Origin of the sequence: Microbulbifer agarilyticus, assembly GCF_001999945.1 — a bacterium.
Classification (GTDB): Bacteria; Pseudomonadota; Gammaproteobacteria; order Pseudomonadales; family Cellvibrionaceae; genus Microbulbifer; species Microbulbifer agarilyticus_A.
This window is the reverse complement of the sequence record NZ_CP019650.1, coordinates 965,428-979,507: the sequence shown is the minus strand read 5'-3', so window position 1 is coordinate 979,507 and position 14,080 is coordinate 965,428. Positions and strand designations below refer to the sequence as shown.

Here is a 14,080-nt window from a genome sequence, read left to right as displayed (position 1 = left end):
AACAAACCATCGCCTGAACACTATTTGATCGATCGCTTTTCAATTGAATGAAAGCCGTAGTTATCCTAATTTTTTCAAAAAATTAATAATTTCTAATAAAAATAATCACACTATAAGGATATATTGACTTTCGGTAGATCGCACTTCATACGATTAGAGCGGAAAACAACCAGCATACTTGAAATCTTGCAGATACCCGAATGTCAGGTTAGTTCCATAAAATATTTTTGTCCTTTAAAGTCAGCTCGCACTCGATATAGAGCAACCAGATAAAAGTGCCTCTGAAAACATAAAGGACATATCTATGATCAAGACCAAATTGAGTATCGCTATTGCGGCCTTCAGCAGTATCGCTGCCGCAGGCGTTTCCGCTCAGGAAAACGTCCCCGGCCCAGCCGTTGAGGAAGTGATCGTTACCGGTTCCCGCATTGCGCGCGACCCACTGTCGACCACCGGCCCAATTACCATCGTAGATTCCGAGGCGATCAGCCGCTCCGGTGTTGGCACCATTGACGAGCTGCTGAACCAGCTGCCGTCCATGGGTACCACCGGTATCAACGCAAACGACAACAACGGTGGCCAGGGCCTGGCATTTGTTGACCTGCGTAACCTCGGTTCCGCGCGCACCCTGGTGCTCGTGAACGGCCGTCGCTTCGTATCCTCCGCCTCCGGCGTGAGCTCTGCAGTGGACATGAACAACATCCCCGTTGAGATGATCGATCGAATCGAAGTACTGACCGACGGTGCTTCCGCGGTTTACGGTTCCGATGCCGTTGCCGGCGTGATCAACGTGGTCATGAAAGATTCCTTTGAAGGCCTGCGCATCAATGCCCGTGCCGGCGCCACTTCCGAAGGCGGCGGTGAGAACGGTGACATCTCCTTCACCTTTGGTAGCGAAGGCGAACGCGGCAGCTTCATCGCGAACATCAGCCACAGCCAGCGCGACGAAATCACTTACAACGATCGCGATTGGGCTGGCCTGACCAGCTCCATGGGCCCGAACGGCAATATCTTTACCCGCTACGGCGCCTTCAGTATCCAGGAAGACGGTGTGACCCTGGGCGACTACGCAGGCTACGACATTGGCCAACACATGTGGCTGTCTGGCGCCATGGAGCGCTCCTCCGCTACCGCATCTGGTAAGTACTCCATCACCAACAGCGTTGAGCTGTGGGGCGAAGCAAGCTTCACTACCAAAACCACCAACCAGCAGCTGGCCGCACAGCCCATGTATGCTGGTAACGGCTTTAATCTGAACCCGGAAACGCACCTGCCTGAAGCTATCAAGAATCAGCTGCAGGATGCCTGGCAACAAGCGGACGATGCCTATCAGATCGAGCTGGCTGCGTATAACGCTGCAGTAGCCGAATGGGAAGCACAGGGCAGCCCGGACGGCCTTGAGCCGACCGCTCCCGTTGCCGCCCACGGCACCGACTGGGTCGACGGTTTCTCCGATTTCCGTATTCGCCCGGTGGACGGCGGCACTCGCTCTTACGAGCAGACCACCGACACCTACCGCCTCGCCACTGGTCTGAGCGGTGACTTCTCCAACGGTTGGAGCTGGGACACCTTCGCGAGCTACGGCAAAAACGAAGGCAAAAACGTAACCCTGAACTCCTACAATAAAACCAAGCTGGATCAGATCTTCAGCGGTGAAGCGGGTCTCGACTTTGATTTCGCGGGCGGCATGAGCCCTGAAATCATGGATTATTTCCGCTACGACGATCGTGAAAATAACTCCTACGAGCTGCTGAATGTGGGGGCATCCCTGTCCGGAGACATCGATGCCATCGAATTCCAGGGCGGTGCTCTTGGCTTCGCGGCAGGCGTTGAATACCGCGAAGAATCCGGTGAGTTCAACCCCTCCCCGGAAACCCAGAGCGGTGAAACCTTTGGTAACCAGCAAGACGCCACCGGCGGTGAATACGACGTTACCGAGGTGTTCGCGGAATTTAATCTTCCAATCCTGCAAGGTGCGAAATTCGCAGAAGAACTGACCGCTGACGTAGCTGTTCGCTACTCCGACTTCAGCACCTTCGGCGGCCAGAGCACCGGTAAAGTTGGTCTGGTTTACGCACCGGTTGAAGATGTGCGTTTCCGTACCAGCTACTCCACTTCCTTCCGTGCACCGGGAATCTATGAACTGTTCAGCGGTTCTGCGCAGAGCTATGAGTACCTGATCGATCCGTGTGACACCAGCTCGTCCAACTCCGACGGCCAGGGGGCAAACTGCGACATGGTCGGTGCTGGTTTCACCCAGGCGGGCAACCAGGTGCCAACCAACATCGGTGGTAACGAAGAACTGACTCCGGAGGAAGCAAAAACCTTCACCGCAGGCATCGTGTGGACCCCGAGCTTCGTAGACGATCTGTCTATCACCCTGGACTACTACGACATCAGCATCGAAGACGCAATCACCTCGCCGGATCTGCAGCGCATCCTGGATGACTGCTTCCGCGATGGCATTGCAAGCGCGTGTCAATTTGTTACCCGTGGCGCTGGTGATCAGATCGTTGCGCTGGAAGGTGCGAAGATGAACATCGGCCAGATCGACACCCGCGGTGTTGACGTCGACATCGTACACAACCTGCACTTCGATGCCGGCCGTCTCGGTCTGCGCGCTCAGGCTTCCCGCCTGCTGGAGTACAATGAGTACAACGAGCAGTCCGGTACCGAGTCCGACTACCTCGAGTACGTGGGCACCACCGGTGGTCTGTACGTGAAATGGCGCGGCCTGGCCAGTGCCACCTGGTACGGTAACGACTGGGATATGGGTGCGGAAATGCAGTACTTCGACGATGGCTACAGCCCGTACAAGCCGGTTAAGTCCATGACTTACCTGAACCTGCGTGCAGGCTGGGATATCAACGAAGGTACGCGTCTGTCTGCTGGTATCGACAACGTGGCCGACAAGGCACCGGAAGATACCTCAGGCTACAACGACTGGAACAGCTTCTACGACTTCCAGGGTCGCTACTTCTGGGCTGGTGCTTCTTACCAGTTCTAAGGTTTCGATTTGAAGTAACTGACATTCCGTCAGAGAAAAAGGGGGCCTCCGGCCCCCTTTTTTTATACTTACTATTTCTTGGGTTCCAACAAAAGTCCGAGCTTTCTGCGGTAACTCTCTTGAGTTGTCGGATTACTCGCCAGTGAAAAGGCCTCAGTAAAATGTTCTCGGGAGTCATCGAATTCTCCCAGGCGGAAGCGCGTGAGCCCCATCAAAAAGTGGAATCGGTGATCATCTTCGTACTGCCAGATAGCACGCCTCAGCTGGCTTTTCGCACTTTTATAGTCACCCTCTTCATACGCCGCCCGCGCCTGGTAATACAGATAATACGGATTACGTTCGCGATGGTAGCGTGCCCGCTTCGCGTAATAATCGGCGAGCTCAAACTCTTCCTGCTTGCGATGCAGCCGCTCCAGGTTGCTCATGGCAATGGCGTGATCACTCTTCAGCTGCAGCGCGCGTTTGTAACTTTCCTCAGCCGCACCAAATTCCTGATTGCGGCTGTAAAAAGCACCGAGGTTTGCCCATAGGTCGGCATTGATTGGCCGCAACTCGAGGGACTTGCGCAAATAGAGGAAAGCATCACGCATCTCACTCTGCTGCATCAACTCAAGACCCCGGTTGCTGTAGTACTGGGCAAAAGCCTCGGTATCGGAAATCTTGTGCTGATCGTAGACAGGATCATAAGCCTGTAGGTTAAAGTCGACCACGCGCCGTCCACGCGGACTCTGGCTCACCATATTGATATGCCGATACACCACAAAGGTCTGGGCTTCCTCGTGGCCCCACACCGGAGGCACTTCCACCTGATTGAAATAGGCATTAGCACCGAGCTCCCGAGCCATGGCTACCATCAGCACGGTGAACGCCATGCAGTTGCCCACCTGCTGGGAATAGGTTTCGCTGGCAGTGAGCGTCTTGTCCGCGTGGTACTGCACCGTGTAATCGCGGCGCTCAAACCCGTTGAGTAGCATTTGCAGCCGGTGTTGGGGCCCCGATTCCGGCGCGATTTCTGCGAGATAAGCCCGTATCTCGGGCGCCAGGCCGAGGATATCGTCCTCCGGCAGCTCAGAGAGACGCACAGGCTCTGCAAACAGGGGCTGGCCGGATAGCAGCCAATAAGTATCGATTGGCTGGTGTACCTCGTCCGGGACACTGGCGCAGCCGCTCAGGAGGAGCGCCAGGGCACCAAACCAGATCTTGTTCCGCCAAGCCGTCAGCGATGAACGTTTTTTGCCTGCCACTCCAGAATTTTCCGGGGTTTTCATGGTTATTCTCCCCATATCGTTTTCTGAATCTCTGATTTTCCACAATTCTTGTCGTGTAGGAATACCTTTCGCAGGTTCATTTCCTGTTTCAGCTGTAACCATTCGCCAGTTTCCGGCACCGCTGTTACACTCGCAGGGGATTAACTTATAACGTTATAACAATCGGAAACGCTGATATGTCGTCACAACTACAACACAACAGCGATGGCTTCTTTGGTCATCCCAAAGGGCTCTCCACCCTCTTCTTTACCGAGATGTGGGAGCGGATGAGTTACTACGGCATGCGGGCCCTGCTGGTCCTGTTCATGACCGCCAGCCTGCAGCAGGAAGGCCTCGCCTTCACCGTTGCCGCCGCAACCGCAGTCTACGGCCTGTATACCGGTGCCGTTTACTTCCTGGGCCTCCCAGGTGGCTGGATTGCCGACCGCCTGCTCGGTGGTCAGCGCACCGTCTGGTACGGCGGCATTATCATTATGTGCGGCCATATCGTGCTCGCCATTCCCAGTGAGAATACCTTCTTTATCGGCCTGATCCTGGTTGCCACCGGTACCGGTCTGCTGAAGCCGAACATCAGTGCCCTGGTTGGCCACCTCTACTCCGACGACGACGTGCGTCGCGACAGTGGCTATGCCCTCTACTACATGGGTATCAACATCGGTTCCGTGCTGGGCTACATGATCTGTGGCTACTTCGGTGAAAAAGTGGGCTGGCACTGGGGCTTCGGCGCCGCTGCCGTGGGTATGGCCATCGGCCTGGTCCAGTACCGCAAGACCATCGGAAATCTGGGCGACGCCAGCCTGAAGCCAGAACACCCGATGACCGAAGCGGGCGCCAAGAAGGCCTGGGGTACCATCTGGGCAGTCGTGGCCGCCGTTGTGGTAATTACGGCGCTGACCTTGAGCGGCGTGATCGTGTTTGATCCCGTTTCCGTTGCCAAGTATGTAGCCGTTGCCTTCACCCTGATCTTCTTTATCTACTACGCCTATATCTACTTTGCCGGCCAACTGAGCCCGTCCGAGAAGAAGCGTATGTGGGCCCTGTTCCTGGTGTGTGTAGCTTCCGCGTGTTTCTGGTCCGGCTTTGAGCAGGCGGGTTCCTCTCTGAACCTGTTCGGCCGTGACTTCACCGACCGCATGATCGGCTCCTTCGAGATCCCAGCATCCTGGTTCCAGAACGTGAACCCGATGTTCATCATCATCCTGTCGCCGTTCTTCGCCGCCCTATGGATCAACTTGGGCAAGCGCATGATCTCGCCGTCCTACGGCATGAAATGTGCGATTGGCCTGATCATCATGGCCACCGGCTTCATCGTCATGTTCTTCGCTGCCCAACAGGCCGCTGCAGGCTTGAAAGTCGCGCCGATGTGGCTGGTGACCACTTACTTCCTGCACACCGTGGGTGAGCTGTGCCTGAGCCCGGTTGCACTGAGTGCTGTGAGCAAGCTGTCTCCACGCCGCTTCGCCGGACAGATGATGGGTGTGTTTGTACTCACCTACTCCATCGGCAACATCATTGCCGGCCTGCTGGCCGGCAACTTCGACCCGAACAATGTTTCCGAACTGCCGAACCTGTACCTGCAGATCGCCATCTTCAGCATTGGTATCGGTGCCGTGATCGCGCTGATCAGCCTCAAGTCCAAGTCCTGGGAAACCCAGGGCAGCGACCATATCGAGCCTGTTGAGCCAGCCGAGGCTACTGCCAAGACCGTGTAATCACTCGATTACAAAGTAATTAAAAAGGCCGCTGCGGTTACCCGCAGCGGCCTTTTTTATGTGCACTGTTTTCGACACAGGCGAAGGCTGGGTCAACCGAAAACTACTCCATAGTTCAGCCAGATAAAGCGCGCACCAATCAGGAACAACAGACCGGCAAAGCAGTTCTTCAATAATTGCGGTGAAAGCTTGTGCGCAAGTAGCGCGCCGAGGCGGGCGAACCAGGTACTGGCGAGCACAATGCCGAGAAATGCAGGCCAGTAGATATAGCCGCTACTCCACTCCGGCAGCTGAGGGTTATTCCAACCCTGGACGGCGAAGCTGAGCGCGCCGGCGACGGCAATGGGCAGACCACAGGCTGCAGAAGTCGCCACCGCACGCTGGATGACCACATGGCATCGGCTAAGGAATGGCACCGTCAGCGACCCACCACCAATACCAAATATCGCCGAAACCCAACCGATAAAGCCACCGGCGAGCGAGAGCCCCGCCCTGCCCGGGACACGGCTGCCGTCATTGACGAGCTGCGCCGTGCGCAGGCCGTCGCGCCACATCTTGAGCGCGATACCTACAGCAAAAACACCAATCAGCAACTGTAGCCAGGCGCCGCTCAGCCAATCGGCGGTCATACCGCCAATCCAGGAGCCAATCAAGATACCCGGTGCCATGGCAGCCACAATACTCCAGTCCACCGCCCCCTTGAGATGATGGGTGCGAATGGAGCTGATGGAGGTGATGATGATGGTAGCGAGTGAGGTCCCCACCGCCATATGGGTGAGAATCTCCGGTGCAATGCCCTGAGCGGCAAACACCAGCACCAGTGCCGGCACGATGATCAGGCCCCCGCCGACACCAAACAAGCCGGCGATGGTGCCCGCTCCTATCCCTACCAGCAGGTAAATCAATAGCACTTCCACTTCACACTCCTCATTGCTCTCGTCCCTTCAGATTTTTGCCAAATTTAAAGCAAAAAAAACGGTGGCATATAGCCACCGTTTTTGTCGGCCCGCAAGTGGGCCTGGAAACCAGCGGGGATTACTCCTCGCCAGTCGCCTCATCCGCCTGCTCGGCTTCATCGGCTTTGGCTTCCTTGATGGACAGCTTGATGCGGCCGCGCTGATCTACGTCCAGTACCTTGACCTTCACCATCTGGCCTTCGCTCAGGTAGTCGGTAACCGCATTTACGCGCTCTTCCGCGATCTGGGAAATGTGTACCAGACCATCTTTACCCGGCAGGAAGTTAACAAACGCACCGAAGTCCACGATGCGCACAACCTTACCTTCGTAGATCGCGCCGATTTCGGCTTCTGCGGTGATTTCCTCGATGCGGGTTACCGCTGCTTCCAGGCTCTCACCGTCTTCACCGAACACCTTCACGGTACCATCATCTTCGATGTCGATGGTTGCACCGGTATCTTCGGTGATGGAGCGAATGGTCGCACCACCTTTGCCGATCACGTCGCGGATCTTGTCCGGATGGATTTTCAGGGTGGCGTAACGCGGAGCGTTTTCGTTAACCACGTCGCGGGAAGCACCGATGACCTTGTTCATTTCCGCGAGGATGTGCAGACGCGCGTGCAGAGCTTGCTCCAGTGCGGTCTCCATGATCTCTTCGGTAATGCCTTCGATCTTGATGTCCATCTGCAACGCGGTCACACCAGAAGCGGTACCGGCTACTTTGAAGTCCATGTCGCCAAGGTGGTCTTCGTCACCCAGGATATCGGTCAGCACGGCAAAGCCTTCATCTTCCTTCACCAGGCCCATGGCGATACCGGCAACCGGCGCCTTCAGCGGAACACCCGCGTCCATCAGAGCCAGGCTGGAACCACACACAGATGCCATGGAGCTGGAACCGTTGGATTCGGTGATCTCGGATACCACACGCAGGGTATAAGGGAACTCTTCCGGGTTCGGCAGTACCGCAGCGATACCACGACGGGCCAGACGGCCGTGGCCGATTTCACGACGGCTAGTAGCACCAACACGACCCGCTTCACCTACAGAGTAGGGAGGGAAGTTGTAGTGCAGCATGAAGTAATCTTTACGCTCGCCTTCCAGGGCGTCGATGATCTGTGCATCACGGGTCGCACCCAGAGTGGAAACCACCAGCGCCTGGGTTTCACCACGGGTGAACAGCGAGGAACCGTGGCTCTTGGGCAGAACGCCAACTTCTACGGAAATCGGGCGTACCGTTTTGGTGTCGCGGCCGTCGATACGCGGCTCACCACGTACCACAGCGCCACGTACGGTCTTCTTCTCCAGCTTGCCGAAGTAGCTCTTAACCGTGCCTTCGTCCAGCTCATCAGAAGACAGGGCTTCAGCCACTTCGTTACGCAGCTCGCCCAGACGGGTAGTACGCGCTTGCTTGTCGGTAATTTTGTAGGCTTCAGCGACTTTCTCACCGAACTGGGCTTCCAGCGCAGACTTCAGTTCTTCGTTAACCGCTTCCGCCTGCCAGTCCCAAGTGGGCTTGCCCGCTTCGGATTTCAGTTCTGCACAGACTTTAACAACCGCCTGCATTTCCTGGTGGGCGTACAGTACCGCGCCCAGCATGATGTCTTCCGGCAGCTCCGCAGCTTCGGACTCAACCATCAGTACCGCATCTTTGGTACCGGCAACAACCATGTCCAGCTCAGACTCTTTCAGAGCGGCATAGCCAGGGTTCAGGATGTAGCCGTCTTTCTCGGTGTAACCAACACGGGCAGCACCAATCGGGCCCGCGAAAGGAATACCGGAAACAGACAGGGCGGCAGAGGTGCCGATCATGCCGGCGATATCCGGATCTACGTCTTTCTCAGCGGACAGTACAGTGATCATCACCTGTACTTCGTTCATGAAGCCATTCGGGAACAGCGGACGGATCGGACGGTCGATCAGGCGGGAAGTCAGAGTTTCTTTCTCAGACGGACGGCCTTCACGCTTGAAAAAACCACCGGGGATCTTGCCGGCTGCGTAGGCTTTTTCTACATAGTGTACGGACAGCGGGAAGAAGCCCTGATCTGGTCTGGCTTCTTTGGCGCCAACAACGGTACACAACACAACGGTTTCACCGATGGTGACCAGCGCTGCGCCGGTGGCCTGGCGTGCAACTCGGCCAGTCTCGATGGTGACTTGATCTTTTCCGTACTGGAATGTTTTGGTTACTGGATTCACTAGTTTCTTTCCTGTTTCCTTACGGCTGCTGGCCCATTCCAACAGCCCCTACAGTGTTCGCCCGCAAACAAACGGACGATGGTTGCCGGCCTGTAACGTATACCGACAATCCCGGGGAACTACTTAACCGACTCCCCGAAATTCCTATATTCACTCGTTCCTGCAACTCAATGCGTGTAAAGCAGCATTTATACAAGAACTAAAAAGAACAATGCCCGCCAGAGGCGGGCATTGTCAGGGTCTTAGCGACGCAGGCCGAGCTTGGCGATCAGCTGAGCGTAACGGGTCAGATCCTTGCGCTTCAGGTAGTCCAGCAGCTTACGACGCTGGTTTACCATACGGATCAAACCACGACGGGAGTGGTGGTCTTGCTTATGAGAAGCAAAGTGACCCTGAAGCTTGTTGATGTTGGCAGTCAGCAGGGCTACCTGAACTTCCGGAGAACCGGTATCACCTTCAGACTGGCCATGCTCTTTCAGGATGGCTGCTTTTTCGTTTGCAGACAGTGCCATAACGAATTACCTCGTTCGTAACATGCTTTGAAAATTCGGCTGGCCCGTGCATGTTTACAGACCAGCTAGTCGCTTATTCCCCGTATTCGCCGGAAAACCGGCTCCTGCGGGTTATTTTACCAACCGGCGGGGGGCAACCCGCCCGTCATCAGTAATCTCTCCAACGCCCAGAAATTCACCACTTTCCAGGAAGAGGCGCACCATATCACCTTCGTCGCCCAAGCGATAGACCTGCAGATCCATAACCGGTTGCCCCTGACGCAGATAGTAACCCGTGTCATCCGCGAGGATCATTTTGGGCAGCCCAGAGGCGGGAGAATCCTCTGGCAACAAGTGGTGATCGAGTACTTCGGCGCGGTCTTCCCCACGCTCTTCGGTCAGCTCATCCAAGGTGACCGCGTCGTCTTCGTGATAGGGACCCGCGGCAATGCGGTGCAGCTTTTCGACAAAAGCCCCCACACCCAGCGCCTTACCCAAATCTTCAGCGAGACTGCGTACATAGGTGCCCTTGGAGCAGTGCACTTCGACCTCTGCCCTGGGCAGCTTGTCTGGAGAATCTGCGGCCGGGATGAAGCTCAGCAACTCGTAGGAGAAAATCTTCACCTGGCGCGCTTCACGCTCTACTTCAATGCCCTGACGCGCCAGCTTGTATAGCGGCTGGCCATTATGCTTCAGCGCGGAATACATGGACGGCACCTGGCTGATAGTGCCGCGGAAATCCGCCATGGCATCAAGTACCTGCTGCTCGGTGATCGCCGAGGCATCACTAGTGGCCACGACATCGCCGTCCGCATCACCAGTTTCAGTGGTCATACCAAGACAGAAGGTACTGCGATAGCGCTTGTCCGCATCCAGCAGGTACTGGGAGAACTTGGTCGCCTCACCGAAGCATACCGGCAGTACGCCGGTCGCCAGCGGGTCCAGTGCACCGGTGTGGCCAGCGCGATTGGCAAAGAACAGGCGTTTGGCTCGTTGCAGGGCGTCGTTGGCAGAAATACCGGTGGGCTTGTTCAGCAACAGCACACCATTTACCTGCCGGCCCCATTTTGGTCTGCGGCCCATCAGTCGTTCTGTTCTTCCGGTTCGTCGTCAGACTTTTTCTGGTCGGACTTCACCGCCTTGTCGATCAATGCCGACAAGTGCTGGCCACGAACAGAGGTTTCGTCGTAGCGGAATTGCAAACGGGGAATCGTGCGGATCTGAATTTCCTTGGCAAGCTGGCTGCGCAGGAAGCCGGCAGCCTTGTTCAGCGCGTCCATGGAAATATCGATCTTGCTGCGATCGTCTTCGCCCACCAAAGTGACAAACACTTTGGCAGTGGTGAGATCGCGGCTCACTTCCACGTCGTTGACATTGACCATGCCAACACGCGGGTCGCGCACTTCGTGCTGAATCAGCCGCGCCAGTTCACGACGCATGGCGTCGGCAACCCGGTCGGCTCGATGGAATTCTTTGGCCATTGTTTACCTATCAAGAATGGCATTTCGCCGACAGCCAGGTCCCGCGGTAAAACCGCGGTGACCCAGCTGCCGGCGAAAGAGAACGTTACAGTTCGCGGGCGATTTTTACGATGTCGAAGACTTCGATCTGATCGCCAGGCTTGACGTCATTGTAGTCTTTAACGCCGATACCACATTCCATACCGTTGCGGACTTCCTGCACGTCGTCTTTGAAACGACGCAGGGATTCCAAGTCGCCCTGGTAGATCACTACGTTGTCACGCAGTACGCGGATCGGCTTATTGCGGTACACGGTACCCTCGGTAACCATACAACCGGCAATGGCACCAAGTTTCGGGGAGCGGAATACGTCGCGCACTTCGGCGATACCAACGATTTCTTCGCGCTCTTCCGGATCCAGCATGCCAGACAGGGCCTGCTTCACTTCGTCCAGCAGGTTGTAGATCACGCTGTAGTAACGTACTTCAACACTTTCGGTTTCTGCCAGCTTGCGTGCAGCGGCGTCGGCACGGGTATTAAAACCAATGACGATCGCGCCAGAGGTCAGAGCCAGGTTGATATCGTTTTCCGCGATACCACCTACACCACTGGATACCACGTTAACAGATACCTCTTCGTTACCGATATCCGCCAGCGCAGCCAGAATCGCTTCCAGGGAACCACGTACGTCGGCCTTAACCACAACCGGCAGTACTTTCTTCTCACCGGCTTCCATGTTGGCAAACATGTTTTCGAGCTTGGCAGCCTGCTGACGCTGCATACGCTCGGTACGCTCTTTGTCTGCACGCTGTTCGGCAACTTCGCGGGCTTTACGCTCGTCCGCCACAACCATGAACTCGTCACCAGCATTCGGGGTGCTATCCAGGCCCAGCAGCTCTACCGGTGTGGATGGGCCCGCTTCTTTCACGGATTTGCCCAGTTCGTTGGTCATTGCACGCACACGGCCGTAGCTCTGGCCAGCCAACACGATATTACCGCGCTGCAACTCGCCGCTCTGTACCAGCAGGGTGGCAACCACACCGCGGCCTTTTTCCAGGCGCGCTTCGATCACAACACCGGTGGCCGGTACACCGACCTTGGCTTTCAATTCCAGCATCTCGGACTGCAGGGATACAGCTTCCAGCAGCTCATCAATACCCTGCCCGGTGTGGGCTGATACTTCGATGAACTGGGTGTCGCCGCCCCAGTCTTCCGGAATCACGTCTTTCGCAGCCAGCTCGTTCTTTACACGATCCGGATCTGCCGCTTCCTTATCACATTTGTTGATCGCCACAACCAGCGGTACACCGGCAGCCTTGGCGTGGGCGATGGCCTCTTCGGTTTGTGGCATTACACCGTCGTCCGCAGCCACAACCAGGATGACCACGTCAGTCGCCTGGGCACCACGTGCACGCATGGCGGTAAACGCGGCGTGTCCCGGCGTATCCAGGAAGGCAATCTCGCCCTGGCTGGTCTTCACCCGGTAAGCACCAATGTGCTGGGTAATACCGCCGGCTTCACCGGACGCCACTTTGGTTTCACGGATGTAGTCGAGCAGAGAGGTTTTGCCGTGGTCAACGTGACCCATAACGGTCACAACCGGGGCACGGCTCACGTCTTCGCCGCCTTCCTGCTGGGACTCGGCAACCAGCGCATCTTCCAGGGCATTCTCAGAGACCAGTACCACCTTGTGGCCCATCTCTTCGACAATCAGGGTCGCGGTATCGCGATCCAAGCTCTGGTTGATGGTGACCATTTCGCCCATTTTCATCAGGCGTTTGATCAGCTCACCAGCTTTAACATTCAACTGCTTGGCGAGTTCACCAACGGTAATCGTCTCGCCCAGTTGTACTTCGTACACTTGCTTTCCTGTCGGCTTTTTGAAGCCGTGTGTGTTCTTCACTTTCAGCGTAGGACGGGACAAAGAGCGGGTGCCACGCTTGCCGTCGTCGTCCCCATCAAATACTTCCAATGCGGCATCGTACAGGGAGGTTTTGCTGGATTTTTTCGGGCCGGACTTGCCGCGACGGCTGCTGCGGCGCTTGCGCGGCTCATCGTCTTCGCTGGTTTTGTTGTCAACAGCGGCTTCCTGCTTGCGACGCAGGGACGGCTTAACGCCACCAGAAGTATCCGCGGTGGCCTTCTGCTTGGCCTTTTCGGCGCGTTCTTTCTGCTCTTCTTCAACGCGCTTGCGCTCGGCTTCTACGCGCGCCTTTTTCTCTTCCAGCTCTGCCGCTTCGCGTTCCGCTTCTTTCTTGCGGCGCTCCATGGCGGCAATACGCATGGCTTCAATATCGTCCACATAGCTGGAACGAACCGGAGCAGGCGCAGGCTTGGCTTTCGGCGCAGGCTTGGCTTCGGATTTGGCTTCGGTGGCGGGCTTCTCTGCCTTGGCGGCTTCCGCAGCCTTGGCTTCCGCTTCCGCTTTGGCAGCCTCGGCGGCTTCTTTTTCAGCCTGTTCTTTCGCTTGAGCTTCCGCTTTAGCGCGGGCTTCCGCTTCCGCAGCTTCCTTCTCAACCAGAGCGCGTTCCGCTGCAGCCTTCTCTGCCGCAGCCAGCTCTTCTTCCGCTTTCTTCAGTGCGGAAGTATCCACTTCTTCTTGCGGCTGTTCTGCGTCGGACTCTGCGCGCTTCACATAGGTGCGCTTTTTGCGAACTTCCACATTCACGGTCTTGCGGCCGGTGCCAGAGCCGGTTTTCAGCGTGGTAGTGGTTTTACGCTTGAGGGTAATCTTGCGAGGTGCGGCGTCCTCTTCCCCTTTGCTGCTGCCGTGGCTGCTTTTCAGGAAATTGAGCAGGACCTGCTTCTCTTCTGCAGATACCTTTGCATCCGCTGAAGTGTGGGGCAAACCCGCTTCGTGCATCTGCTTAAGCAGACGCTCCTCGGTGGCACCAACCGATTTGGCGAGTTCGCTAACTGTTACTTCGGCCATTCTCTCTCCTAAAAAGTCGCATTGCGGCGGCGCGGTATCAATTCATCTTTCCGCTCC

At 56.4% G+C, this 14,080-nt stretch carries 9 protein-coding genes; 2 read left to right on the top strand and 7 right to left on the bottom strand.

Translation table 11 applies throughout. From position 1 onward, the window contains the following. Window positions 1-304 precede the first annotated feature (304 nt). Window positions 305-3,007: a TonB-dependent receptor plug domain-containing protein gene (locus tag Mag101_RS04010; RefSeq protein WP_077401140.1), complete on the top strand. Its 2,703-nt coding sequence runs from the start codon at window positions 305-307 to the stop codon at window positions 3,005-3,007. Window positions 3,008-3,078: 71 nt separating this feature from the next. On the opposite strand, the gene Mag101_RS04005 is transcribed toward Mag101_RS04010, so the two are convergent. Beyond that, window positions 3,079-4,275, bottom strand: coding sequence for a tetratricopeptide repeat protein (locus Mag101_RS04005; protein WP_077401137.1), 1,197 nt, complete (start codon window positions 4,273-4,275; stop codon window positions 3,079-3,081). 176 nt (window positions 4,276-4,451) lie between these two features. On the opposite strand from Mag101_RS04005, the gene Mag101_RS04000 reads away from it, so the two are divergent. Further along, a complete protein-coding gene (locus Mag101_RS04000) occupies window positions 4,452-5,987 on the top strand; it encodes a peptide MFS transporter (protein ID WP_077401134.1) in 1,536 nt (511 codons plus the stop codon). A 92-nt stretch (window positions 5,988-6,079) separates the two neighbouring features. Here the strand turns inward: Mag101_RS04000 and Mag101_RS03995 are convergent, their stop codons facing one another. From Mag101_RS03995 to infB, 6 genes are all read right to left on the bottom strand, one after another. After that, window positions 6,080-6,904 carry a sulfite exporter TauE/SafE family protein gene (locus tag Mag101_RS03995; RefSeq protein WP_077401131.1) on the bottom strand — a complete coding sequence of 275 codons (825 nt, stop codon included), beginning with the start codon at window positions 6,902-6,904 and terminating at the stop codon, window positions 6,080-6,082. Between the two features lie 118 nt (window positions 6,905-7,022). Further along, complete coding sequence (gene pnp, locus Mag101_RS03990; RefSeq protein WP_077401128.1) at window positions 7,023-9,140, bottom strand: polyribonucleotide nucleotidyltransferase; 2,118 nt, start codon at window positions 9,138-9,140, stop codon at window positions 7,023-7,025. Window positions 9,141-9,382: 242 nt separating this feature from the next. Beyond that, window positions 9,383-9,652, bottom strand: coding sequence for a 30S ribosomal protein S15 (gene rpsO, locus Mag101_RS03985; protein WP_077401125.1), 270 nt, complete (start codon window positions 9,650-9,652; stop codon window positions 9,383-9,385). A 111-nt stretch (window positions 9,653-9,763) separates the two neighbouring features. Further along, complete coding sequence (gene truB / locus Mag101_RS03980; protein WP_077401122.1) at window positions 9,764-10,714, bottom strand: tRNA pseudouridine(55) synthase TruB; 951 nt, start codon at window positions 10,712-10,714, stop codon at window positions 9,764-9,766. Beyond that, window positions 10,714-11,112 (bottom strand): 30S ribosome-binding factor RbfA, encoded by a 399-nt coding sequence (rbfA, locus tag Mag101_RS03975; RefSeq protein WP_077401119.1) that lies wholly within the window; start codon window positions 11,110-11,112, stop codon window positions 10,714-10,716. The genes truB and rbfA overlap by 1 nt, the downstream gene beginning before the upstream one ends. 85 nt (window positions 11,113-11,197) lie before the next feature. Continuing rightward, entirely contained in the window at window positions 11,198-14,023 is a 2,826-nt protein-coding gene (gene infB / locus Mag101_RS03970) for a translation initiation factor IF-2 (RefSeq protein WP_077401117.1), read from the bottom strand. Window positions 14,024-14,080: the final 57 nt, after the last annotated feature.

Bases quoted from the DNA above. Each gene is read 5' to 3' on its own strand.
- truB (WP_077401122.1), bottom strand. From the start codon at position 10,714: ATGGGCCGCAGACCAAAATGGGGCCGGCAGGTAAATGGTGTGCTGTTG.
- Mag101_RS04010 (WP_077401140.1), top strand. From the start codon at position 305: ATGATCAAGACCAAATTGAGTATCGCTATTGCGGCCTTCAGCAGTATC.
- rpsO (WP_077401125.1), bottom strand. From the start codon at position 9,652: ATGGCACTGTCTGCAAACGAAAAAGCAGCCATCCTGAAAGAGCATGGC.
- Mag101_RS04000 (WP_077401134.1), top strand. From the start codon at position 4,452: ATGTCGTCACAACTACAACACAACAGCGATGGCTTCTTTGGTCATCCC.
- rbfA (WP_077401119.1), bottom strand. From the start codon at position 11,112: ATGGCCAAAGAATTCCATCGAGCCGACCGGGTTGCCGACGCCATGCGT.
- infB (WP_077401117.1), bottom strand. From the start codon at position 14,023: ATGGCCGAAGTAACAGTTAGCGAACTCGCCAAATCGGTTGGTGCCACC.
- Mag101_RS04005 (WP_077401137.1), bottom strand. From the start codon at position 4,275: ATGAAAACCCCGGAAAATTCTGGAGTGGCAGGCAAAAAACGTTCATCG.